This is a genomic window from Bradyrhizobium sp. ISRA430 (assembly GCF_029909975.1).
Lineage (GTDB): Bacteria > Pseudomonadota > Alphaproteobacteria > Rhizobiales > Xanthobacteraceae > Bradyrhizobium.
Genome location: NZ_CP094516.1, coordinates 6,154,452 through 6,178,453, shown reverse-complemented (window position 1 = coordinate 6,178,453; position 24,002 = coordinate 6,154,452). Strand labels below are relative to the sequence as shown.

23 protein-coding genes and 1 pseudogene are annotated in these 24,002 nt (G+C 61.8%); 13 read left to right on the top strand and 11 right to left on the bottom strand.

Features of this window, described 5'->3' with window-relative positions:
- Position 1 precedes the first annotated feature (1 nt).
- The 4 genes from MTX21_RS29310 to MTX21_RS29295 all read left to right on the top strand — a co-directional run bounded on the left by MTX21_RS29310 (position 2) and on the right by MTX21_RS29295 (position 2,953).
- Entirely contained in the window at positions 2-745 is a 744-nt protein-coding gene (locus MTX21_RS29310; RefSeq protein WP_280968105.1) for a CoA-transferase, read from the top strand.
- Between the two features lie 161 nt (positions 746-906).
- Complete coding sequence (locus MTX21_RS29305; protein WP_280968104.1) at positions 907-1,485, top strand: hypothetical protein; 579 nt, start codon at positions 907-909, stop codon at positions 1,483-1,485.
- A 387-nt stretch (positions 1,486-1,872) separates the two neighbouring features.
- Complete coding sequence (locus MTX21_RS29300; protein WP_280970828.1) at positions 1,873-2,448, top strand: cysteine hydrolase family protein; 576 nt, start codon at positions 1,873-1,875, stop codon at positions 2,446-2,448.
- A 163-nt stretch (positions 2,449-2,611) separates the two neighbouring features.
- Positions 2,612-2,953 carry a hypothetical protein gene (locus MTX21_RS29295; RefSeq protein WP_280968103.1) on the top strand — a complete coding sequence of 114 codons (342 nt, stop codon included), beginning with the start codon at positions 2,612-2,614 and terminating at the stop codon, positions 2,951-2,953.
- Between the two features lie 50 nt (positions 2,954-3,003).
- Here MTX21_RS29295 and MTX21_RS29290 read toward each other — a convergent pair whose 3' ends face one another.
- The 3 genes from MTX21_RS29290 to MTX21_RS29280 are packed head-to-tail and all read right to left on the bottom strand — an operon-like array spanning position 3,004 to position 5,695.
- Complete coding sequence (locus tag MTX21_RS29290) at positions 3,004-4,278, bottom strand: NAD(P)/FAD-dependent oxidoreductase (protein WP_280968102.1); 1,275 nt, start codon at positions 4,276-4,278, stop codon at positions 3,004-3,006.
- Between the two features lie 9 nt (positions 4,279-4,287).
- Positions 4,288-5,013: a RibD family protein gene (locus MTX21_RS29285; protein ID WP_280968101.1), complete on the bottom strand. Its 726-nt coding sequence runs from the start codon at positions 5,011-5,013 to the stop codon at positions 4,288-4,290.
- Positions 5,014-5,032: 19 nt separating this feature from the next.
- The gene (locus MTX21_RS29280) at positions 5,033-5,695 is read right to left on the bottom strand and encodes a heme-binding beta-barrel domain-containing protein (protein ID WP_280968100.1); all 663 of its coding nucleotides are present in this window, start codon (positions 5,693-5,695) and stop codon (positions 5,033-5,035) included.
- A gap of 1,375 nt (positions 5,696-7,070) precedes the next feature.
- Here MTX21_RS29280 and MTX21_RS29275 point away from each other — a divergent pair.
- The 4 genes from MTX21_RS29275 (at position 7,071) to ugpC (ending at position 11,419) form a co-directional block, all read left to right on the top strand.
- Positions 7,071-8,405 (top strand): extracellular solute-binding protein, encoded by a 1,335-nt coding sequence (locus MTX21_RS29275; protein WP_280968099.1) that lies wholly within the window; start codon positions 7,071-7,073, stop codon positions 8,403-8,405.
- 91 nt (positions 8,406-8,496) lie between these two features.
- Positions 8,497-9,438: a sugar ABC transporter permease gene (locus MTX21_RS29270; RefSeq protein ID WP_280968098.1), complete on the top strand. Its 942-nt coding sequence runs from the start codon at positions 8,497-8,499 to the stop codon at positions 9,436-9,438.
- Entirely contained in the window at positions 9,438-10,289 is an 852-nt protein-coding gene (locus MTX21_RS29265) for a carbohydrate ABC transporter permease (RefSeq protein ID WP_280968097.1), read from the top strand. Before MTX21_RS29270 ends, MTX21_RS29265 begins: the two co-directional genes overlap by 1 nt.
- A 38-nt stretch (positions 10,290-10,327) precedes the next feature.
- On the top strand, positions 10,328-11,419 hold the full coding sequence (gene ugpC, locus MTX21_RS29260) for a sn-glycerol-3-phosphate ABC transporter ATP-binding protein UgpC (RefSeq protein WP_280968096.1): 1,092 nt from the start codon (positions 10,328-10,330) through the stop codon (positions 11,417-11,419).
- Positions 11,420-11,572: 153 nt separating this feature from the next.
- Here the strand turns inward: ugpC and MTX21_RS29255 are convergent, their stop codons facing one another.
- Complete coding sequence (locus MTX21_RS29255) at positions 11,573-11,965, bottom strand: hypothetical protein (protein WP_280968095.1); 393 nt, start codon at positions 11,963-11,965, stop codon at positions 11,573-11,575.
- Between the two features lie 327 nt (positions 11,966-12,292).
- Between MTX21_RS29255 and MTX21_RS29250 the strand changes: the two genes are divergently transcribed.
- Positions 12,293-14,089 carry an NAD(P)/FAD-dependent oxidoreductase gene (locus tag MTX21_RS29250; RefSeq protein ID WP_280968094.1) on the top strand — a complete coding sequence of 599 codons (1,797 nt, stop codon included), beginning with the start codon at positions 12,293-12,295 and terminating at the stop codon, positions 14,087-14,089.
- 134 nt (positions 14,090-14,223) lie between these two features.
- Here the strand turns inward: MTX21_RS29250 and MTX21_RS29245 are convergent, their stop codons facing one another.
- The gene (locus MTX21_RS29245) at positions 14,224-15,159 is read right to left on the bottom strand and encodes a hypothetical protein (protein ID WP_280968093.1); all 936 of its coding nucleotides are present in this window, start codon (positions 15,157-15,159) and stop codon (positions 14,224-14,226) included.
- A gap of 329 nt (positions 15,160-15,488) precedes the next feature.
- On the opposite strand from MTX21_RS29245, the gene MTX21_RS29240 reads away from it, so the two are divergent.
- Positions 15,489-15,896 (top strand): hypothetical protein, encoded by a 408-nt coding sequence (locus MTX21_RS29240; protein ID WP_280968092.1) that lies wholly within the window; start codon positions 15,489-15,491, stop codon positions 15,894-15,896.
- Between the two features lie 213 nt (positions 15,897-16,109).
- Here MTX21_RS29240 and MTX21_RS29235 read toward each other — a convergent pair whose 3' ends face one another.
- The 3 genes from MTX21_RS29235 to MTX21_RS29225 form a co-directional block, all read right to left on the bottom strand.
- Positions 16,110-16,508, bottom strand: coding sequence for a nuclear transport factor 2 family protein (locus MTX21_RS29235; protein WP_280968091.1), 399 nt, complete (start codon positions 16,506-16,508; stop codon positions 16,110-16,112).
- 149 nt (positions 16,509-16,657) lie between these two features.
- Positions 16,658-17,434, bottom strand: coding sequence for a DUF2182 domain-containing protein (locus tag MTX21_RS29230; RefSeq protein WP_280968090.1), 777 nt, complete (start codon positions 17,432-17,434; stop codon positions 16,658-16,660).
- A 49-nt stretch (positions 17,435-17,483) separates the two neighbouring features.
- Positions 17,484-18,116, bottom strand: a complete 633-nt coding sequence (locus MTX21_RS29225) for a DUF1326 domain-containing protein (protein ID WP_280968089.1) — start codon at positions 18,114-18,116, stop codon at positions 17,484-17,486.
- Between the two features lie 1,526 nt (positions 18,117-19,642).
- On the opposite strand from MTX21_RS29225, the gene MTX21_RS29220 reads away from it, so the two are divergent.
- Genes MTX21_RS29220 through MTX21_RS29210 form a run of 3 tightly spaced genes read left to right on the top strand, consistent with a single transcriptional unit; the run spans position 19,643 to position 22,475 of the window.
- The gene (locus MTX21_RS29220) at positions 19,643-20,269 is read left to right on the top strand and encodes an NADPH-dependent F420 reductase (RefSeq protein WP_280968088.1); all 627 of its coding nucleotides are present in this window, start codon (positions 19,643-19,645) and stop codon (positions 20,267-20,269) included.
- Positions 20,266-21,576, top strand: coding sequence for an MFS transporter (locus MTX21_RS29215; RefSeq protein WP_280968087.1), 1,311 nt, complete (start codon positions 20,266-20,268; stop codon positions 21,574-21,576). Before MTX21_RS29220 ends, MTX21_RS29215 begins: the two co-directional genes overlap by 4 nt.
- Entirely contained in the window at positions 21,561-22,475 is a 915-nt protein-coding gene (locus tag MTX21_RS29210; protein WP_280968086.1) for an aldo/keto reductase, read from the top strand. The genes MTX21_RS29215 and MTX21_RS29210 overlap by 16 nt, the downstream gene beginning before the upstream one ends.
- A gap of 144 nt (positions 22,476-22,619) precedes the next feature.
- Here MTX21_RS29210 and MTX21_RS29205 read toward each other — a convergent pair.
- From MTX21_RS29205 to MTX21_RS29195, 3 genes and pseudogenes are all read right to left on the bottom strand, one after another.
- Positions 22,620-22,754: pseudogene (locus tag MTX21_RS29205) on the bottom strand (gfo/Idh/MocA family oxidoreductase); the annotation flags it as partial.
- A 6-nt stretch (positions 22,755-22,760) separates the two neighbouring features.
- On the bottom strand, positions 22,761-23,210 hold the full coding sequence (gene aroQ, locus MTX21_RS29200) for a type II 3-dehydroquinate dehydratase (RefSeq protein WP_280968085.1): 450 nt from the start codon (positions 23,208-23,210) through the stop codon (positions 22,761-22,763).
- A 13-nt stretch (positions 23,211-23,223) separates the two neighbouring features.
- On the bottom strand, positions 23,224-23,970 hold the full coding sequence (locus tag MTX21_RS29195) for an amino acid ABC transporter ATP-binding protein (RefSeq protein ID WP_280968084.1): 747 nt from the start codon (positions 23,968-23,970) through the stop codon (positions 23,224-23,226).
- Positions 23,971-24,002 lie beyond the last annotated feature (32 nt).

The following is a 24,002-nucleotide window of genomic DNA, read 5'->3' as shown; positions in this document are numbered from 1 at the left end:
GATGTCATCCGAACGCGAGCGGCGCGAGATCCTGATCGCCACCATCGCCGATCTGCTCGACGGTATCAGTCACGTCGCGGTCGGCGCATCCTCGCCGATCCCCGCGGCCGGCGCGATGCTGCTGCGCGCGCGCAACGAGCGCGACGGCAAGCCGCCGGTGCGCATTTCCATTTTGGGATCGCAGCAGCACAACTTCTTCACCAATGGCGGCATCGAGCTGTTCGACTGCGCGGCGCAGGGCCGCGTCGATGCCTTCTTCCTCGGCGGCGGCCAGATCGACGGCGAGGGCAACATCAATCTGGTCGGCACCGGCGACTATCCGAAAACCGACGTGCGCTGGCCCGGCTCGTTCGGCTCGGCTTTTCTCTATCACCTCATCCCGCGCGTGATCCTGTTTCGCGAGGAGCACTCGTCCCGTGTGTTCGTGCCGAAGGTCGATTTCGTCAGCGCACGGGCGATCACGCCGGAGGTCCCGCGCCGCGGCGGCCCCTATGCGCTCCTGACCAACATGGCGCTGTTCGACTTCGACCGCGAGGCAGGCGGCTTCTCGCTGCGCTCGGTGCATCCGCCCTTCACGCCGGCCGATATCCGCGAGAACACCGGCTTCGCCTATGAAGAGCCGGATGTCGTGCGCGAGACGCCGCAGCCCGATACCGCGACGCTGGCGCTGCTGCGCGGACGGATTCTCGATGAGCTTGCCGAGACTTATCCGGCCTTCGCACGGACGATGAAGCGGGCTGCATAGTTCGCACCCGCCTCTGCCACGAAAAAAACATGGGGCTGGCGGCAAGTGCCCGCCGGCGCAGGTTGGGGCGATCGGACGAATCGCCGATAGGTGGTGCGGTGGTATTTCAGACAGGCTTGGCGGAGACAATGGGATCGCAACCTTGGCAAGCGAGCCTGACGATGCGCTTCCGCCGATCGGTTCTCGCCGCGACCCTCGTAGCTTTCGCAAGCCCCTGTTTTGCCGACTCTTCCACCCCAATCGCAGTCAACAACGCGCCGGCGCAGCAGAACGCTCTGATCGACCTCTTGGCGCTGATGTCCGGCAAATGCAAAACGCTGAAGATTGCGGGCCGCACGTTCGCCTGCAGGACGGTGGCCTACGCCCATGGCGACAAGGGCCGGGTCAATTTCTCGGTCGCGGTCGACGATCCCAGCGATGACAGCCATGTGGTGTCGTTCTCCGGCGAGAATGGCAAGCGCGCCGACGACAATTCCTACGAGCTGCCGGTCGACCGCATGCTGCTCAACTCCAAGCACCGGCCCAGGGTCGACGGCCTGCCGGTGCCGGCCGAGCAAGCCTCCACCGGCATCTGCCGCCAGACCGGCAATTTCGCCGCCAGGAAAGTCTCCGACATCACCTGCTCGGCAACCGACACCGAGGGCCGCAGATACGAGCTGCTGTTCGTCTCCGACGGCACGCCGGTGAGCGTGCGCCGGATCAGGCAGTCGGCGCCATCGATCCAGGATCCGTTCAAGTAACGGCGTTCGCACCTGTAGCCCGGATGGAGCACAACGAAATCCCGGCTACGGGATTGTTCTATCCACACGCACCGCTACGTTCCCTCCCCCCTTGCGGGGGAGGGTCAGGGAGGGGGGCCGCACGGCACACTCTCTCGATTCGAGCAACGGCGCTTCGCATCGCGGGCTTCGGGCAGACCATTTCCTGGGCTGCCCCCCTCGCCAGCCCTCCCCCGCAAGGGGGAGGGAGCGCGGTGTGCTCTGTGGCAGGGCTTCGTGTCATTGCAATCGCACGGCCGATTCAATCTTCAAACGCCTCCGTCCCGAAACGAGGGAAAATCCGCGTTGCCTGCGCCTGTCGGCACCCCGCATACTCGCCTCAACAACGTCTCCGCAAAGCTCTCATCCATGCCCAGCCCGCCATCGCTCACCGCTCTCATCGTCATCGACGTCCAGTGCGCGTTCGACGAATGGGAGGCGGCGGGGAAGCGGCGCAACAATCCGGATGCGGTGGCGCGGATCGCCGATCTTCTGAAAGCGTTCAGGGTGAACGGCGCGCCCATCTTCCATATCCGCCATGAGGGCACGCGGCCGACCTCGTCCTTTCGCCCAGAGAGTTCCGGCTACAAAGTCAAGGAGGAGGCGCGCGAAGCGCCGGGCGAACCCGTCATCGTGAAGCGCGTCAACAGCGCCTTCATCGGCACCGACCTCGAGAACCGCTTACGCGCCGCCGGCATCACCACGCTCATCATCTGCGGCGCCACCACCAATCATTGCGTCGAGACGACGACGCGGATGGCCGGCAATCTCGGCTTCGACACTTGCCTCGTGCGCGATGCGACGTGGACGTTCGACCGGATCGGGCCCGATGGCGATGCGCATTCGGCCGAGGCGATCCATGCGATGACGTTGTCGAACCTCAACGGCGAGTTTGCCCGCATCGCCTCCACGGATGACGTCATCGCGGCGCTCGCCGCGGCATGACAATGAAGCGATTGCGAGGCGGACACGCCATCATGCGACAATAAATCGCGCGGGACTCAGTCATTCACACGCGTTGATCGGAACTGAGCTCTGCGTCGTTTCGACGCCGGAACGTTGCGGACGCATGTCTGTTATCACACGACTTCTCAACTGGAGTGATGACATGAAGTATCTCTTTGTCGCGATGGCTGTTGGTGCCGCGGCGTTGGCTGGCGGTTCTGTGGCTCACGCGGCCAATAACGGCAAGGCCACGCAGAACGCGCAAGGCAACCAATCACAACGCAGCCAATCAACCGACATCAGCGCGCAACACCGGCACTATCACCATCACTGGCGCGGGCACCACTATGGTCATCACTGGCGCCATCACGGCTATTATCGTCCGCACTATCGCAGCTACGGCTACTATCCGCGGCGCGGCTATTATGGAGGCGGACCGTATGGCTATTACGGCGGCGGTCCCGGCGTGACGTTCAGCTTCGGCACCGGCGGCTATCGCTGGTAGACGGAGGGCCCGCAGGAATGCGGGCCTTTTTCTTATCTACGTACGAGTTTCTACCCGAGCAAAATCATCCGCGCCGTCTCGAGGCCGCTCGCCAGCGCCGCCTCGACCGTTCCCATGTCGCGGCCGCGATAGAGTGCTTCGCCGGAGAAGAGGACCGCGCCATCAGCGCGCGACAGTATCGCCTGCGCATCGCGCGTCCGCGGTGTCGCCCAGGAATAGGCGCCCCGCGCAAACGGATCCTGCGCCCAGTTGATCGCAACACCCGCCACAAGGCCGCGCGCGATATCCTGGCGCGACAGGCCGAAGATGGTTGCGAGCGAATCCAGCCCCGCGTCGATCAGAGCCTGCGGATCGAGGCTAGAGAGTTCTGCCGTCCGCGGGCCGCCGAACCAGCCGGTCAGTACGGGACGCATCGAAGGACGCTGCGTCCACCACACCGGGATCGTCTCATTCGACAACAGGAAGGTGAGATTGCCGAGGTCCTCCTTCCTGTCGCGCCACCATGGCCGCTCGAAGCGCAAGAGGATCTTGACGACGTTGCCGAAGCCGATGTCGGCTGCGGCCGCCGCCTTGCTGCGCGCGCGTGGCGGAAGCGCGATTCCCTGCAACAGCGGCAGCGGCACGGTGAGAATCACGGTATCGCAGGCGTGCACCTCGCCATTGACGCAGCGGACGCCCACTGCACGTCCTCGCTCCTCGATCGCCGAGACGACGGAGCCGAAACGGATCGCAGCGCCATGCTTGCGGCACTCTGCCGTGAGATAGTCGACGAGCGTGCCATAGCCGCCGACGATCCGCCCCTGCGGGCGGTGCCCACCACCCATCCATTCGTCGCGCAGCGCCAGCACGCTGGCGCGCTCGGGGTCGGCGGCGTCGTAGCCCTGGACCATCCGCCCGATGGCGTGCCGCAGCCGCTCGTATTCATCCCCGGCAAAATGGCGGCGCAGGAAGTCGGCGACGGTCATATCGTCCTTGAGCTCGCGCAACACCGCTTGAAGCTCCGCCTCATGCGGATCGAGGCGGCCCTCGCGGATGAGCGTCTGGCCGTCAAACGTCCATTGCGTGCCTGCGATCTCCTCGAGCGACAGCTTCGCCTCGCGCACGAGACCGCGCGTGACCGGCGCCTCGCCATGGACGAATTCGGCGCCGCCATCGGCGGCGTACCCGAACTCCGATGCGGGCAGCGGGTGGATGCGCCCGCCGCAGCGCTCGCGCGCCTCCAGGATCGTCACGTGCGTTCCTGCGCGCGCCAGCTCGCGGGCCACCATCAGGCCGGCCGCGCCGGCACCGACGATGACAACGTGCTTTGATGATCTTCGCGACATGCCGGCGCTTTACCTGGCCACGGCTTGCGGATCGTTCTGGATCAGATAGCGCAGCAGCAGGACGCCGCCGCCGAGCGGCCGCGTGCTCTCAAGCGTCATTGCGGTGACGGGCGCGCGCTGCTCGCTCTCGGCGTCCGTCGAGTCGAACACGATCGGCGCGCCCCTGGCGCCATCCACCGCGGGACACAGGATCAGGTTGAGTTCGTCGACCAGGCCGGCGCGCAGGAACGCGCCATTGGCAGTACCACCGCCTTCGAGCAGGAGACGCTTCACCCCAAGCTCGCGATTGAGAATCTCGAGCGTCAGCGCCAGATCGATCTCCGATTTGCCGGCAAAGATGTAGGACACGCCCTCGCCCCGCAGCCCGGCGAGATGCGCGTCCGGCACGCTCTCGGTCAGCACCACCACGATCGGATCGCCGCCGATGTCCGAACGGCCCCAACCGATCTTGCCGCGGGCGTCGAGCACGACGCCATAGGCCTTGCTCTCGGAGGTTTTGGCATCGCGCTGCGCGAACCAGTTTTCGCGCGGGAACGTCGCGGTCGTCGCCACGGGATACGGCTTACCCTTGGCGAACTCCGAGCCGGTGACGCGACCGATCAGCCAGGCGTCGCCGCCGAGTTCGTCATGGATCCGCTCGAACCACTCCGACCCCGCTCCCTTCGGCCGCCAGCGGCTGTGATGTGTGCGACCATCGACACTCGAAGCCATCAGGCAGATGACATGCGGTTTCATGCAAAACTCCGGGATACTCTCAAGCCGCCGGTCCGCCGCGCTTGGCGCGATCTTTCAGGATCACCGCCAGCGGATTGAGTTTAGGCGGCGCCACGAGCTTGAGCGTGTTGGTGTCGTGATGATTGAACGGCGCGCCTCTCACGAAAAGCTCGGTCTGAATGAGGTAGGTCCAGCTTCCATCATCGTTGAATGTGATGTCGCAGCGGTAACTGTCGGTGCGGAAGGCCCGTTCCAAAAATTCGGTCGAACAGATCCCGTAGGCGGTCTCGCCACGCTTCGCCGTGACGGAGAGTTTCTTGTCATCCGGCCCGGCCGTGCCCGACGCCAGCAGCACCTGCCCGCGCGGTATAGCCAGCGTCTGCATGACGAGCCCGGTCGCCGGCTCCCACAGCCAGTAGCCAACCTGGTCGTGGAAGGTGATGTCTTCTTCGGGCGTGTTGATGTGGATGTGATAGCGCAGCCCGTAAAAGAGCTGCGGCCCGTTGGCCTGCGGATCGATCGGGTCCATCCGGATATGCTCGATGAAGGTCCGCCGCTCCGGCCCCTCGGCCTTGGGATTGATGTCGATCCCCTTGTCGGCCTGCCAGATCCCGGCGAGACGGCGGAGCGGTCCAAGATTGGCGAGCCCGTCGGGAGAGACGTCGTCGGGTTCGGTGAAGATGTCGGCGGGAACGGGGAGCATGGGGCGGCCTCGCGGGGGGAGTGGGAGCAGCAATAGCACAAGGGAGGTGTGCGTGGCTCCAGGATCGAATAGAATTGGATCGCCAGAGGGGGCTGGCCACGATGCGTGGATTGATGATGGTCTTGGTTTTGGCGGCGGGACCGATGTCGCCGGGTACGGCAAGAGCGGGATACTTTAATTACTGTCGACTTCGTGGTGCGGCATCAACGCATTCGACCGTCTCCCATGCTGAAGCATGGGCGTAACACAACACACATCGTGCTCCACCCAGATGGAACGGTTAGCGATGAGCACCGAACCTACGGGCAGCGCGCAAAATCCCCGACCACGAGTCAGCAACGGCTGGGCGTCGGCAAGTATCGCGTCGTGGACCGGCAGACCATTCGGCGAACTTATCACGCAGGGGATGAGACACGCATCGTTTCAGTGAATGGCCAAGGCTGCTTCGCCGACGTCAAATCCGAGTTGCCCAAAGGGCAGACCGAACACAAAGCATATTCGACTGAGTTAGGCGTCGAGGCAGTCTACGGGGAATCGACGTTGGAGCGGGTCAACTGCTCAATTCGATGACCCGCCTCTTTGTGATGTCGGCGGACAGGTCGCTGATCCCTGCTACAGCCCTAACCAGTGCTCTCTCAACGTCGTCATTGCGAGGAGCGCAGCGACGAAGCAATCCAGAGTCTCTCCGCGGTGGGATTCTGGATTGCTTCGCTGCGCTCGCAATGACGGAAGTTGTGGCAGCGCCTGTGGATGGGGTAACGGGCTCCGCATGGTCGCTTCGCTCATCCCCGCTACGGCCCTGACCACATCTCCGATGTCGTCCTGGCGAAAGGCCAGGATCCATGCCGCGCAATCCGGCCGTGGGGATCGGTAGCAGTACCGGACAGCGAGTCTTCCCCAAACCACTCCCTTGGGCAATCGCGACGAGCGCAAGCGCCCGCGCGGGATCCAGACGGTTCACCAGGACGACGTCGAGGAGGGCGTCTTGTGTTCTTTCAGCCCTCAAAGGGCCTCCGGCAGAGCCACGAACACATATATCATTGAAACTGCTTTATAATCTTGATCGCCGACCCGCCCGGTAGAATCGCAACGGGCCAGATTCACCGGCCCACAAATCGCGCTGCACGCTCTTGCCGGAGCTTCTTCCCGAAGCGGGCGAGCCTTGCCGAAGTGGGCGAGCTTGGCGCTGCGTTGCAACCATCCGTCTTGCCCAATCGCACGCGATTGCGAAGGGCCAGGATCGCCCCCGAAGGAGTAATCCTTCCAGCGGCGTGACCAGCACGTTGAATCTCGAGCCCGCTACGCCCAAATTTCTTACGGACTTCCAGGAGAGGAGAATTCAGCCCAGCTCACAAGACAACAGGGAGGGAAGACCATGGCTCGCATAAGTCGGCGTGAGATGCTCAAGCTTTCTGGCGGCGGTGCGGTCGCGGCAAGGGCCGGTGGAATAGCCTCAATTCTTGCGCTGAAACAGGCACCCGCCTACGCCCAGGCAACGACGATTCATTGGCTTCGCTGGAACGATTTCGTTCCTGCCTCGGACGAGGTGCTGCGCAAGGTGATCGTTCCCGAATGCAGCAAGGCACTCGGCATCAAGCTCAACATTGAAATGATCAACGGCAACGACATCCAGGCACGCACCACCTCGGCGATTCAGTCCGGCACCGGACCCGACGTGATCTGCGCGCTCAACAACTGGGCGCAGCTCTACCCCGAGAGCGTCGCCGACGTCAGCGACGTAGCCGAGGAGATAGGCAAGGCGCAGGGCGGCTTCTACGAGGAATCACGTGTCGTCGCCAATGACGGCAAGAAATGGATCGCAGTCCCCTGGTGCGTGCTCGGCGCGCAATTGGCATACCGCAAGTCCTGGTTCGCGGAGATCGGATACGACGCTCCAAAGTTCCCGCAAACCTGGGAGGAATATCGCGAGGCCGGCAAGAAGCTCAAGGCGAAGGGCCGCCCCCTCGGGCAAACGGTCGGCCACAGCTTCGGCGACCCGCCGACTTATGCCTATCCCTATCTTTGGTCATGGGGCGGCAAGGAGGTCGAAGCGGACGGCAAGACGGTCGTGTTGAACTCCAACGCAACGGTCGATTCCGTCAAGTTCGCCGTCGGCTTCTGGAACGACGCTTACGATGAGGGCGGGCTCGCCTGGGACGACAGCAGCAACAACCGGGCCTTCCTCGCGGGCACGATCAGCTCCACGTTGAACGGCGCCTCGATCTATCTCGAGGCCAAGCGCAAGCCCGCGGTCTATCTGACCGAAACCGGCGCCCCGCTCTGGCAGGACATCCTGCACGCGCCGCTACCCAAGGGCACCGCCGGCCAGTTCGGCTATCATTTGCCGATGTCGAACATGCTGATGAAGTATGTGAAGGACCCCAAGGCCGGCAAGGAGTTCCTGCGCTGGATCACCTCGAAACCGGTCTATCAGGCATGGTTCGATTCGCAGCAGGGCTATTCCGTCGGGGCGACCACGGTTTGGGAGCAGGACAAGCTCTGGGACAAGGACCCCGTGATGCTGCCCTTCCGGACGGCCGCGCGGGCCGGACGCTTCCCTGGCTACGCCGGACCGGCCGACCGCCGCGCGGCCGAGGTACTGAGCAAGTACATCGTGGTCGACATGACTGCAAAGGCGATCCAGGGCATGCCGGCACAGGACGCGGTGAAATGGGCGCACGACGAGGTCGCCAGGATTTATGCCGCTTGAAGCCGCTTGTTCGGCGCGCTAGGTTTGCTTTCGCCTCGGCGCTGCGGCCCGTGGGCCGCAGCGCTCCGGCAGCCGTTCGGAGATTCGCTCGATGGCCGTCGACTCCGTCGCCGCTGCAAGACCCTATGTGGCCGCGCCGCGGCGCGGGCCGATCACGCGGGTTCTCGAGCACGAGCCCTGGTTCGCTTTCTTCCTGCTGCTGCCGACGGCGGTGCTGCTCGGCCTCTTCATCGCCTATCCCTTCATCAAGGGCGTGCTGCTGGCCGTGACCGACGCCAAGGTCGGCGTGCCCGGAAACTTCGTCGGACTGCAGAATTTCGCGGTGCTGATGAATGACAGCATCTTCCGCATCGCTGTCTGGAACACCATCCTCTACACGGCGGTAACGACCGTCTTCAAGCTGGCGCTCGGCTTGTGGCTTGCTCTGCTGCTCAACCGCCATTTCAGGGCCAAGGCCTTGACCCGCGCCTTCGTCCTGTTGCCCTTCATCATCCCGACCGTGCTCTCGACCTTTGCCTGGAAGTGGATGTTCGATCCGACCTTCAGCGTCATCAACTGGACGCTGTTTCACCTCGGCATCATCCGCACCCGCATCAATTGGCTGGGCGACCCCGGACTTGCGCTCATCTCCGTGATGATCGTCAATGTCTGGCGCGGCGTGCCGTTCTACGCAATCAGCCTGCTCGCTGGCTTGCAGACCATCAGCCCGGAGCTGGCCGAGGCGGCCGCGATCGATGGAGCGCGGCCCTGGCAACGCTTCCGCTACATCACCTGGCCCCTGCTGCTGCCGGTCACCATGGTCGTTGTGCTGTTCTCGGTGATCCAGACATTCGCCGATTTCCAGCTCGTCTATGTCTTGACCGGCGGCGGGCCGGCCAACGCCACGCAGCTCTTCGCCACATATGCCTATCAGATCGGCGTCGGCACGGGTCTGCTCGGCGAAGGCGCGGCGATATCGCTCGCCATGTTCCCGGTGTTGCTCGTCGTCGTCGTCGTGCAGCTCCTCTATATCCGCCGCGTGGAGACACACTGATGATAGAAGGTGCGCGCTGGCGTCGTTGGGTCTTCTTCAATCTGCCGCTCGCGCTGTTCGTGCTCGGGCTGCTTTTCCCCTTCTATTGGATGATGGTGACGACGGTGCGGCCGGACGCCGAGCTCTATCGGCCGTGGATGGCGCCGAACTACACGCCGTTCTGGACGCTCCATCCGACCCTTGACCATATCCGCTATCTCCTGGACGAGACACTGTTCAGCAGGTGGATGCTGAACACCTTCTTCATCTCCGTAGCTGCCACCGCGATCTCGCTCTTCTGCGGGCTCCTCGCCGGCTATGCTCTCTCCCGGCTCAAATTTCCGTTTGCCGGCAGCCTCGGCACCGGCATCTTCATCACCTATCTTGTGCCGCAAACGCTGCTGTTCATTCCGCTCGCCGATATCATCCGCAACTTTCGCCTCGGCGATACGCCCTGGGCGCTCATCCTCACATACCCCACCTTCCTCATCCCGTTCTGCACCTGGCTGCTGATGGGCTACTTCAAGGCGATCCCGCGCGAGCTCGAGGAATGTGCGCGCATCGACGGCGCGACGCGCTGGCAAGCGATGGTCTACATCGTCTTCCCGGTCGCCGTGCCGGGCATTCTCTCGGCCGGAATCTTCGCCTTCACCCTGTCGTGGAACGAGTTCATCTATGCCCTCGTCTTCCTGTCGTCGCCTGAGCAGAAGACGGTCTCCGTCGGCATCACTTCGGAGCTTGTCCGCGGCGACGTGTTCTACTGGGGCTCGCTGATGGCGGGGGCCCTTCTCGGTTCGGTGCCGGTGGCCCTGATTTATTCTTTCTTCGTCGAGTACTACGTCGCCGGGATCACCGGCTCCGTCAAAGGGTGACCGCAAAGGGTGACCACAAATCCGTCGAAGGGTGAGCCATGGCGCGGGTCATCATACGGAACTTGAACAAGAAGTTTGACGGGGTCCATGCCGTTAAGGACGTGAGTCTCGAGATTCGCGACAAGGAATTCGTGGTTCTTGTCGGTCCCTCGGGCTGCGGCAAAACGACGACGCTCCGCATGGTGGCCGGACTCGAATCGATCACGTCGGGCGAGATCTTGATCGGCGACAGGGTCGTCAACGAACTGCCCCCGATGGACCGTGACATCGCCATGGTGTTCCAGAACTACGCGCTTTACCCGCACATGAGCGTCTACGACAACATGGCCTTCGGCCTGAAGATGCGGGGGTTCGATCACGTCGAGATCGCAAAACGCGTGCAGGCCGCGGCCGAAATCCTTGGCATCCAGGAACACCTGAAACGCAAGCCGCGGCAGTTGTCCGGCGGCCAGCGGCAGCGCGTCGCTCTGGGCCGCGCCATCGTGCGGCATCCGCAGGTGTTCCTGTTCGACGAGCCGCTATCGAACCTCGACGCCAAGCTGCGCATCCAGATGCGGGTGGAGATCAAGAAGATTCACGACCGCCTCGGCACCACCGCAATCTACGTGACCCACGATCAGGTCGAAGCGATGACGCTCGGCGATCGCGTCGTCGTCATGAAGGACGGTTTGGTTCAGCAGGTGGGCGAGCCGCTCGAGCTCTACAACGAGCCCGCCAACCGCTTCGTCGCAGGCTTCATCGGCTCCCCAGCCATGAACTTCGCGACGGTGGAAATAGCCGATGCCGAGGGCGCCCTCTGGGCCCGCCATGAGGGCATCCGCATCAAGCTGCCGGACGGGATCGCGGGCCGGCTCCGGCGGCGCATGGGAGAAAATGTCACGCTCGGGATCAGGCCGGAGGATCTACACGTCGCATCTGGCAGCGATATGGCGGACCAGAGCTTCAATGCCGTGGTCGAAGTCATCGAGAAACTCGGCTCTCAGATTCTCCTGGACGTGAAGGTGGGCCCCACCACGATGGTGGCGGCAGTGGAGCCGACCGTCAAAGCGAAAGTGCATGACAGCCTTCGCCTCGCGCTGAATCCCGACCGGCTGTACTTCTTTGACGGTGTGTCGCAAGCGGCAATCTGACGTTATTTTCGGTTGAGTCCGATCGAGATGCCGCAGCGTGCTCGCACGTGCCGTAACCCGGCAGCGTCGATGCTGACCTACTCCGGACGCCACAGTCCGGCATGAATCAGGCGGCCCTTTGGGGCCGCCTGATTTAGCCTCAGAGCGGATGATCTATTGGCAGAGTTGCCGGACACCGCCAGCACCCTTGAAATAGGTGCCGGGCCTGCAGACGATGCCGTTGCGGGCGGCATACGTATTCCAGTTGCCGCTCCAGCCGTATTCGCCGCCGTACATGGCGTAGGAATTGCCCCAGCCGCCGACGGCAGCACCCGCAGTTCCTACAGCAGCGCCGGCCGCCGCGGGCTGGCGCTGAGCTGTTCGCCGAGATGACTTCCGATATCCATAGCCGCCGGTGTAGGCATTCCCGGTTCCAAGACCCGTGCAATTGGCAAATTCTGCTTCACAGGTGTCCGGATTGGCGAGGGCGGCCTGCGCCAGTGCAGCAGAGCTGGACAGGGCGGATGCTGCAATCACGACCGCGCCAAGAACTTTCAGGTTCATCATGGCTTGCTCCTTGCGGTTGGACCGTGGCGCAACACGCCACGTCTGGCGGTAGCCTATGGACGCTTGCGACGCCCGACTATGCGACTTCGGAAAAAATCGCACCGCCAGGCTGGGACTGCTTTGAGGTCATGAGCGACCGGCGGCGCCGCGCTCGTCGCTCACGAGTGACTGACTTCAAGGCTCTGAAAGACGAAGCCCTTTCAGCGCCTTGACCGTTGTACCCTGCCGCAGGCCGCGCAGTCTGGATTCCCGCGATATTTCGGGTAAGCTCACGCCGCCTGTGCAGAAAAACTTGCAAAAAATTGCGACGACATCCGGGAGGAAGTGATGCTCGACACCACGCTTAGCGCGCGCGTCCAGGTTTTCCTCGACAAGTTTGAAGCCGCGCTTGCGGCGGGCGATCTCGACGCCGCCGTGGGGATGTTCGCTCCGGAATGCTACTGGCGCGACCTTGCTGCCTTCACCTGGAACATAAAGACAATGGAAGGCCGCGATCAGATCCGCGACATGCTCGCGCATTGCCTTGCGCACGTGAAGCCGCGCAACTGGAAAATCGCCGAGGGTGAAGTGCCAACCGAGACTGGCGGCGTGACCGAGTCTTGGATCTCGTTCGAGACCGCGGTCGCGCGCGGATATGGCCTCCTCCGCCTGCAGAACGGCGACATCTGGACGCTCTTGACGACCATGTCCGAACTCAAAGGCCATGAGGAAAAGGCTGGCTTCAGCCGACCGCTCGGCGCCAGGCACGGCGTCAATCCCGGCGCCAAGACCTGGAAGGAACTGCGTGACGAAGAAGTCGAGCAACTCGGCTTCAAGACCCAGCCCTACGTGCTTATCATCGGCGGCGGACAAGGCGGCATTGCGCTCGGGGCGCGGCTGCGCCAGCTCGGAGTGCCGACGATCATCGCCGAGAAAAACGCACGCGCCGGCGATTCCTGGCGCAACCGCTACAAGTCGCTCTGCCTGCACGACCCTGTCTGGTACGATCATCTGCCGTATATTGATTTCCCCAAGAACTGGCCGGTGTTCTCGCCCAAGGACAAGATCGGCGACTGGCTGGAAATGTACACCAAGGTCATGGAGCTGAACTACTGGACGAACACCACGGCCAAACGCGCCAGTTGGGACGACACCAGGAAGGAATGGACCGTCGTCGTCGAACGCGATGGCAAGGAGATCACGCTGCGACCCAAGCAGCTTGTGTTCGCAACCGGGATGTCGGCCAAGCCGAACATGCCGAAAATCAAAGGCATGGAAACCTTCAAGGGCGAGCAACACCATTCCTCACGCCATCCCGGTTCCGACGGCTGCAAAGGCAAGACGGTGGTGGTGATCGGCTCGAACAATTCGGCCCATGACATCTGTGCTGCACTGTACGAGGCCGGCATCGACGTAACGATGGTGCAGCGCTCGACGACGCACATTGTGCGCTCGGATACGCTGATGGAGACCCTTGGCGATCTTTATTCCGAACGTGCCGTCCGCAGCGGAATGACGACGGCGAAGGCCGATCTGCTCTTCGCCTCGCTGCCATACCGGATCTTGAATCAGTTTCAAAAGCCGGTCTACGACAAGATCCGCCAGGACGACGCCGCCTTCTATGCCGGGCTCGAGAAGGCAGGCTTCAGGCTCGACTTCGGTGACGACGATTCCGGGCTATTCATGAAGTATCTGCGCCGCGGCTCGGGCTATTACATCGACGTCGGCGCCTCGCAGCTCATCATTGACGGCAAAATCAAACTGTTCGCTGGCCAGGTCGAGGAAATCACGCCCAACGGCGTCAGGCTCGACAACGGCAAGGAATTGCCAGCGGACGTGATCGTCTATGCCACCGGCTACAGCTCGATGAATGGCTTTGTCGCCGATCTCGTGAGTCGGGAAATGGCCGACAAAGTCGGCAAGGTCTGGGGCCTCGGCTCGAATACGACAAAGGACCCCGGTCCATGGGAAGGTGAGCAGCGCAACATGTGGAAACCGACGCAGCAGGAAGGACTTTGGTTCCACGGCGGCAATCTGCATCAGTCGCGGCATTACTCGCAATTCCTATCCCTGCAGTTGAAGGCGCGCTACGAGAGCATCCCGACGCCGGTCTACGGCCTGCAGACTGTTCATCACAAGGCCTGAAATTGCCGGGTGCACAGCGGGGCCCGGATTGGCTCATGCCACTTCCGGAGCTCCGCTCTCGCTATCACAAGGTCCGCCCTGTTTTCGCTGACCGTGGCCTCAACGTGCCGAAAGGAAGTCGAGATCGAGCGCTCTCACCACGCGTTGAGGTCGCTGACGAGCTGCTTGTCCAGAGATAGGCCTTCCATGCCGCTGGAAAGCAAAATACCGCTTCGGTCATGGTGTCCACTCCCGGGCATGTTCCGTTTGTGGTGCAAAAAGTGACCGACCTCGTGCGCCATGACGCCGATGAACGCTTCGCCGTAATCGAACACGGGTGGATTGCCCTGATCGACAACCACGCATACCTGCTGATCAGGCAGAAACTCGCCCGCCGCCTCATTGTCCATTGCATCATAGTCGCCGACGAGAAAGCACGTGAGATCGGCGTCGCGCCTCTTGAACGGCACGATATCTTTTCGAAAGACATCCCGCGATATTTTTGGCTCCAGGGCTTTCTGGACCGTAAACCATGTCGCATCGACAAGGGTGAAAAAGATGTTCGCCTGAGCCCCGAACGTCCAGTTCAGCTTGGTGAGAAGCCAGGGCACATCATCCGGCGTCCATTTCGTGGCGTTGATCACTTTGCCCGAATGATCGAGGTGCTTGAGGAATTTGAACGCGATCTTGAACTCTTTGCGTGGCAGAATGGCGACCTCCAACTTGATGCCTGTGTTGCCGCGCATGGCTTTGAGTTCTGGAATACCGACACCTTTGGCCGAGACCTTGAGGGCGCGCGCAAGGCCCTCTGGCCGTGCGGCGGCATAGAGCGCTGTACGCAGTCGCAGCAACTGATCTTCGCGCTCCTGGCTTCTTTGCTTCCTGAAGCGAGTGTCGATGTATTCCTGAGCGACGCGTTCGACGTGCTCGAGGCGCACATCGTCGATCTGTAACCGATCGCGATCATACGATAGGCGAACGTCCTTGCTGTCGCGGAGGCAAACCAGGTTGAAGCCTCCCCGAGGGACGATCATGAAGCTTTGCGCGGCGTACACACCAGAATGCTGCAAGAACTGAACGAAGCTCGCCATGACATCGCTCCGGGATTGAACTACCGGAAGTGTATTGTCGATCCATGCCGGGTCAATGTGCGCTTTGGGGGCAATTCCGTACCTTCCAAAGGGGCGCAGTGTTCTCGTGCGACCCGCTTGTTTCCCGAATGCATCAGGTGACGTAGAATGTCACGGCCCTTGAAGCGGGACGTGCCGACATCACCGTCCGGGCAAACGAGCAGCACTGGTGCTATCGGCAGGCACGCTCTCCTAGAGACCGTTTCTTTTTTCGGTTTCGCACCACCGTTCACCACGAACTTTGCGCGCTGCTTTTGCAGCGGCTTGTTCGGTATGTCGGGAGAAAAGCGATGACCAAAGTCGATCGAAGATCCGCACTGGGAATCGGGTTGGCAGCAGCTTCGGCTGCCATGATCAAGCCAGCCGCCGCTCAAGCCACAGGCTACAAGGATACGACGCCTTGGCCAGGTGTCGTGGTGCGTGAATATGAAGGCGAGACACCATCCCTGATCCCAGGTTTTAAGACCGTCTCAATGCGCGATATCATTATACAGCCGGGGTCGAAGACCATGGGGCCTCCGATGATGAATGCCATGGTCTGCCACATCACCGAAGGGGAGCTTCGGCTTGAGCAGGACGGAAAGACTTTTACGGGCAAGAAGAACTTTGTCTGGACCTGCAACAAGGAAACAAAAGAACAGGCGCACAACGACGGGAGTGTGGTCGCGATTATGCGGATCACGGACCTGAAGGCTTAAGGTCCGTTTCTTTTGCAAGAGTTGATGGTAGGAGCGGATGGCGCGCGACGACGCGCCATTCGTGTGCATGGCCGCTCAGGGTCCACAAGGCGACATTCCGTGATCGGAGCCGCATCTCCGCTTGGCCTTCGAAGGCAGACATCCCCGATTTGGGAGCACACGTCCTGGGAAACCGAAGGGGCGCCACGCGGCGCCCTCCGATCTCGCCGCATGTTACGACATTGCGGCGACTTCCGCAGCGGTGTCGTAATATTCCTGGAAAAACACCAGCTTTCCCTGGCTGTATTTCAGCACATGGGCCCATTCGTTCTTGCTGACCTTGCCCGTCTTTTTCATTCGCCCGGACGATACGCCGAGCACAACGACGGTATCGCCCTGCTCGATCATTTCGCGCGGCGCAAACTCGCTGAAGTCGACATTCTCGGCGACCTTCGCGAAGAAGCCGGCAATCTCCTGCTTGCCCTTGAAATGACCAGCCCACAGCAACTTGTCCCTCGGACCGGGTGTTATCCAGGTGCAGCCGTCATCGATAAGGTCGTTGACGAGGGTCGGAATGTCGCCCTGCTGGAAAAGCTCGTAGCCCCTTTTTGCAATCTCAAGATTGGATGCCATGAACCTGCTCCTTGGGAAATGGAATGCGATGGGTTGCTCGATGAATTTTCAAAATGCTCGCGTTCTCAAATTCGTGACGTCACCCCCTCTCAATCACTGAAACCGCCGCAATGGCAGTCGATCCGGTTGATGCCGCGTCCTTTCGCATCTCACATCCCGCGCGCAAGCGCGACCGCGCCGGACAGGATGAGGGCCACGCCGGCCGCCTGGCTCAGCCTGCGGCCGAGCGGCAGCAATTTCTCGCAGGCGACATAGAGCGCAATGCCGATGATCCAGATCAGATTCATCACGCCGCTGACGAACAGCAGAGCCATCAGAAACCAGCAGCAGCCGGCACAATAGCCGCCGTGGCGAATCCCCATGCCGAACGCGCCCATCGCGCCGGGGCGCCAGTGCTGGCTGAGGAACAATAGCGGGCTCTGACAGTAGCGAAGGCAGGCGGCCTTGAGCGGCGTGAACTGGTAGAGCCCTGCGGCCAGCAGGATGACGCCGCCCAACACCGCGCTTGTGCTTGCCATCGCCATTGACAGGAGCCCGGCGTGCTCGAGCAGCCATTGTGCCAGGACAGCAACGAGGCTGAACCCGGCCCATATCGCGAGATAGCCGGCGAGAAAGACCCAGGCTTCGATTGCAGCAGAGGGGGTGCGCTCCTTGCGCTTGACGGCCGCGTACAACAGCACGGTGGGCGCCGCACTCGGCACCATCATCGCGATCATCATCACCCACCACATGGCGAACAAGAGCGCGGCATAGACAGGCGTCCATGGCATCGGCTCCATGTCCGGCATCTCGGCCATCATCTCGATATCCATGCCGGCGCCGACGGCCAGGTAGGTCCAGGCCAGCGCCACCACCGCGACAAGCCCGATCGCAACGACCAGGCGATCGCGGCGCAGCACGTGTTCGAGCAGTCTCAGCTCGGTCATGAGGCCACCTGACTGACAGCGCGGCAAATCGGACAGCGAATTCAGCCGATCAGGCGGCAACACCCTCCGGCGTCTGCGCGATGGTGGCGAGCGAGCTGTGCGTGCCCTTCGTTTCGAACTTGATCGCGCCGGTCGAGCTGATGTTGGCAGAGGCGACCTCGGCGCCGCGGTGTTCGAAGCCTTCGGGCATCACGACCTGAATTCGATGAGGAGCGCCCGTCACCGGATTCTTGATCGGCTCGACCTCCGTCTCCAGCACGCCCTTGGCGACGAGCCTCGCGACGCGTCCGTTCTTGTCGAAGGAAAATTCGAACGGCACAAACAGCGGATCGTGAACGGTGGTCACGATCAGGCTGAGAATCTGGAACAGCGTGCCTTCGGCCGAATACTTGCCGGAGAAAATGTTGAACAGCGCCTGGCGCTGCTCTGGGCTCGCGCGCTCATCGATGATGGGCTGCATCTTCCCGTTGCCTTCATGCAGCGCTCCCGGGAAGTCGACCGTGGCCGCGAAACAGAGGCCGTCGAGCTTGGTGCCCTCGAAATGCCCTTTGGTGATCCTCATGCCGACCAGCCCTTTGCAAAAGCCGTGCGTCGGCCGGGCATTGAAATCGCAGGGACAGCCAAATGCACAATTGCAATTCTTGATCCATTCGCCTTCGAGACGCCAGTCCGGTGCAGCCATGGCACATCTCCCAATATGAGCAGGACGAGGCAGCCGCTTGATAATTGTAACAATGACGTTGAGCGTTGAATTCGTTTAGCCAGGAAACTGCGAGCGCGATCGATCGTCGATCAGAAAAGCCAGCTCGCGAAGTCTGTCGTGCGGACTGCAATCTACTGTCCCAATGAAAAAAGCATATCAGCCGCCGCCCGGGGCGTACAGTGAGACGCTGCCTCGATGGGCGGGAGCGGCGTCACCGGCGGAGCTCCGCCGTTGCGCGCCAGAAGATTGGGCAAAATCAGCGGAATGGTGCCCAGGGAGGGAATATCATACGCAATTACGGACACGACGAACGACTGTTTGGTCCTTCGCAGGGTGGCGAGCGCTTGGCACGGTGGTGGAGGTTCGCTGCATCGCGAAATCCACAATCGCGAGAGCCCGCCTTATTATTGGCTCGTTATTGGCTCGCGGCCCAGCTCGCTGGGAAGCATCCTTATGGCCTGCCTGAACCCGCTGCAAACTGGTTCCCAAAGCGCAAAAGGAGAGCCTTCCGGGTCGCCTGCGCCGATATCACAAGTATCGGTGGTTGCGGAGGCACGCAACACACGCTTCTTGCGATTGATCGATCAGGAAATTCCGAGGTTCATTGCATAAGCGGAAGATCCACGACGGTGTTGGACCAGCACCTCCAACACGTAAGCGGAGACGCGGCGCCGGTTGCCAACTAACTCAGCGGGCGCGATCCCGCCCCCTATAGACCAGTCGCGGTCTGGCCCAACGAGCCGACGCGAGTCCAAATTGGTTTGGTCGGAAGTGGGCCATGAAGAAATATCGATCAAGTTTCAGCAACTGACAGTTCGTTGGAGGAACAGGCGCGAAAAGTTCGAATTGGCTTTGGGCGATATCACGACTGGCCCAGCGTTTAGGAAAGTTCTTCGCGATACGGCGACAGGAGTCGAAGGGTGAAAAGGCACCTTCTTTTGATCTCTTGCGCACTTGCTGGGATAACGATCCTGCACTGCACCGCACTTGCGGAGACTGCCAAGCCAAACCCGGCTACTGCTCCCAGATCCGCACCCGACAAGACAGACGGACAGAGCTCGAAGACAGTTGAGGATTGCGAGGAGGAGTGGAGGGCCGATCGGGAAGCGATGATGAAACGCGATATGACGGAAGAGTCCTATGTCAAACAGTGCAGCGTAAAGGATGACGTGCCACCTATTCCCGAACCGAAGACGAATGCCGCTCCCTCGAGCCGCCCCAGATAGATCCGCCGGCCGCTAGCCAGTAGCGGCAAGCGTTCGAAATCCGGGGCAAATGATCAACTCTGCGCGAGCCGCCAATACCTGACGGCTAGTTTATGTCACGTTTCGCGCTGTGAAACGTTAGCGACGAGTTTGCTGTCATTTGCGACTGGTGTGCTGATGTTCAAGCATGTCACTATTGATCGCGGTCGCCGCGGACTGTTGGGCGCTGCAGGAGCGCTGATCCTCCAGGCGGCGCTCCGACCGACGACCGCATCGGGTCAGGACGCTGCTGGTCCGAAGATGAAAATCGGCATTATCGGCGCGGGTCACGTCGGCAGCACGATCGGCAGCCTTTGGATCGGGGCAGGCCATCCCGTCTTCTTTTCATCGCGTCATCCGGAGGAGTTGCGGGACCTCGTCGCGCGCCTCGGCCCACTTGCACAGGCCGGCACAGTCGATCAGGCCATTGCATTTGGCGATGTCGTCTTCATTGCCGTGCCTTACGGCGCGCTGCCGCAGATCAGCAGGGATTACGGCAAATCGCTGGCGGGGAAGATCGTGCTCGATGCCAACAACGCCGTGGCCAGCCGCGACGGCGCCATTGCCGACGAGGTCGAGCGCAGCGGCATCGGTGTTACATCGCAGAAGTATCTGCCCGGCGCGAGGCTGGTGCGCGCCTTCAACACGCTCAACTACAGGATCTTTGAACAGGAAGCGAAGCGGCCCGCCCCCAGGCTCGCGGTGCCGATTGCGGGCGATGATCAGGAGGCAGTCCAGGTCGCAGCGCAACTGGTGCGCGACGCCGGCTTTGATCCGGTGGAGGTCGGCAAACTGGCCGATGCGAGCCGCTTTCAGCGCGGCGCGCCGGGATATGGTCAGAATGTGAGCGCCGCGGAGCTCAGGCAGAAGCTGTCGCTGGCACCATGATGGCTTCCGCAGCGGCTCTCGGCGACTGGCTGCAGCGCACGGTGCCCGGTACCGCGCGAGAGCGGCAAACGGCGCTGTGGTCGTTCGCGTATTTCTTCACCTTGCTCGCCGCATACTACGTGCTGCGTCCGCTGCGCGATCAGATGGGCATTGCGGGCGGGACCAAAAACCTGCCCTGGCTGTTCACGGCCACCTTTGTCAGCCTGCTCGTCGCACAACCGATCTACGGAGCGCTGGTGGCGAGGTTGCCGCGGATCAGGTTTATTCCGATCGTCTACCACTTCTTCGTCGCCAACCTCCTTCTGTTTTGGCTGTTGCTGTTCCTGGACGTCGAAAAAGTTATCGTGGCGCGCGTGTTCTTCGTCTGGGTCAGCGTCTTCAACCTGTTTGCGGTCGCGGTGTTCTGGTCGTTCATGGCTGATCTCTTTACGTCGGAGCAGGGCAAGCGCCTGTTCGGGTTCATCGGTGCTGGAGGGACGGCTGGCGGGCTTCTGGGTCCCATCATCACGATCTGGCTGTCCGGGCCGCTCGGTCCGATCAACCTCTTGATCGCGGCCGCCATCTTGCTTGAACTGGCTGTGCTCTGCGTTCAGCGAATTGAGCGCGTGGCCGAACCACCGGCGGAAGTAGATGCTCCACAGCAGCGCATTGGCGGCAGCGCGTTCGCAGGCTTGTCCGAACTGATACGCTCGCCCTATCTCGTGGGTGTGGCCGGCTGGGTCAGCTTGCTTTCGTTTGGCGCGACGATTGCGTATTTCGCGCAGGCCAACATCGTGTCGGCAACGATGCACGACGCGGCAGCGCAAACCCGCCTGTTTGCAGCTATCGATCTCGCGGTGGGCCTCTTGAGCCTGGCAACACAGGTTTTCGCCACCGCCGCATTCCTCGAGCGCTTCGGCACTGGCATTTCGGCCGCGGCTTTGCCCGCCATCTATGTCGTGGGCTTCGGCGCGCTGGCGATTGCGCCGAGCCTGTCGGTCGTGGTGGCACTCCAGGTCGCACAGCGCTGGATGAATTTTGCAATCGCAAATCCGGCGCGGCAGGTCTTCTTCACCGTGGTTGGACGCGAGGAAAAGTACAAGGCCAAGAACCTGATCGACGTGGTGATCTACCGCGGCTCCGACGCGCTGTATGGCTGGGTCTATCACAGCCTGCAGGCGCTGGGACTCAAGCTTGGCGCCATCGCGCTCTGCGCGCTGCCGATCGCAGCGGGCTGGGTCCTTCTCTCGACCGCGCTGGGGCGAACGCAGGAGCGTCTTTCGACGAAAGCAGATGACGAAGGAGCGCCGGCATGCCGATCCGAATGACCCGCCAAGTGACCCGCCGCGACCTTGCTGCACTCACCGGCGGATTTCTGGTATCGACCAGAGCCGTTGCCCAAACCCAAACGGAGACACAGCCCCTCACCCGTGCGATTCCCACCAGCGGCGAGCGCATTCCCGCCGTTGGACTAGGCACCGCCTATGTTTTCGATGATAACAACGAAGCGACCCGCAGCAAGGCCGATGCGATCGTGCAGGCGCTGATCAAGAATGGCGGACGGCTGATCGACACGGCGTCAACCTACGGCGACGCGGAGAGCGTGCTGGGCCAGGTCACGGCAACGGCAGGACTGCGCGACAAGCTCTTCCTCGCCACCAAGCTCGAGTCGCCCGACGCCCGGGAACTCAAGCGATCCCTGGCTCGACTGAAGACCGCAAGCGTTGATCTGCTGCAGCTCCACAACGTCAGGAGCAAGCAACAATCTCTCGAACGCTTCAGGGAGTGGAAGAAACAAGGCCTATGCCGCTATGTCGGCATCACTTCGACGTTCCGCCGCGACTATCCCGCGCTCGAGGCCGTGCTGGAACGGGAGAAACCTGATTTCGTCCAGATCGACTATTCACTCGACAACCGCGGGGCTGAAAAAGCCATCCTGCCACTGGCGGCCGAAATCAGAGCCGGCGTGTTGACGGCCTTGCCTTACGGCAATGGCAGATTGTTCAAGGCGGTGCGCGGCAAGGAATTGCCGGACTGGGCGCGAGTGTTCGCGAACTCGTGGGGACAGTTCTTCCTGAAATATCTGCTCGCCGACTCGCGTGTGACCGCCGTGATCCCCGGGACCGGCGATCCCAGCCACATGACGGACAACGCTGGCGCGATGCGTGGCCCGTTGCCCGATCCCGATCAGCGCCGTCGAATGATCGAGTTCGCCGATTCGCTTTGATCATGACTCGCCGTCGCCACGGGGGCGCAGGTTGCCGAGCAGTGTCGTCGATCTCTGAACCCCAAGCGGAGAAATCCGCGAGCGCCCTTCGCGCCGATCATCCAGCGAACGCGATCGTACAGGATCGTGCTCCAGCGTGGAAACCGCCAACTCTCGGGCCACCGGCGTCGGATCGACGATCGACGACAATATCGCCTCCGGCCGCGCGAGAACGTGTTCGATGTGCCGCTTGCCGATGAGACCCGCTCCCATCACTGACAGGGGGACGGGTGCACTCATACGATGCTATCCCTTCTTCTCATCAAGCAGCTTGGCCACACGACGCAAGCCGAGCAGATAACCCTGAGTGCCGAAGCCTGCGATGACCCCATCAGCTCGTTTGGAGACAAACGAGTGGTGGCGGAATTCCTCGCGTTTGTGCACGTTGGAAATGTGCACCTCGATCATTGTCCCCTCGAACGTGTTCAAAGCATCCAGGATGGCGACCGACGTATGGGTGAAAGCCGCGGGATTCATTACGATGCCGGCAGCCGTCTCGCGCGCCTCGTGGATCCAGTCGATCAGCTCGTATTCTCTGTTGGATTGATGAAAGCGAATCTCCAGGCCAAGCTCCTTGGCTAGCGCTCGGCAATCCCGCTCCACATCCGCAAGCGTCTCGTGACCGTAGATGTGGGGCTGGCGCTTGCCAAGCAAATTGAGATTTGGCCCGTTGAGGACGTAGACAAGACGACTCATAGAAGAACTCCGTTCAGTGATGGGCGAGGATCTCACCAAGGAACTGCTTGGTGCGGGCGTGCTGTGGATTGCGGAAGAAAGCGTCGGGCGCGCCTTCTTCGATGATCTGGCCTTCGGCCATGAAAATCACACGATCAGCAACCTGGCGGGCAAAGCCCATCTCGTGGGTGACGCAGATCATGGTCATGCCGTCGTTGGCGAGGCCTATCATCGTATCGAGTACCTCCTTGACCATTTCGGGATCGAGAGCCGAGGTCGGCTCGTCAAACAGCATCACCTTGGGCTGCATGCAGAGCGCACGCGCAATCGCGACGCGCTGTTGCTGGCCGCCCGAAAGTTGGGCTGGATACTTCTCGGCCTGATCACCGATGCGCACGCGCTCAAGGTATTTTCGTGCGGTCTCTTCCGCCTCGGTCTTGCTGATGCGGCGCGCGCGAATAGGCGCGAGTGTACAGTTCTGCAAGACCGTCATATGCGGAAAAAGGTTGAAGCTCTGAAAGACCATTCCGATGTCCTGACGTACGACATCGATAGCCTTGATGCTGTCGTCCAGGCGATGACCATTCACTACAATGCTGCCCTGCTGGATCTCCTCCAGGCGGTTGATACAGCGGATCAGCGTCGACTTGCCCGAACCGGACGGACCGCAGAGCACGATCTTTTCGCCCTTGCGCACGGTGAGATCGACGTTGCGGAGAGCTTGGTACCCGCCGTACCGCTTCTGCACGCTCTTCATTTCGATCAGGATCTGGTCCCGCATGCTGGTCTCCGCTATCGGGCGGCGGCCAACGC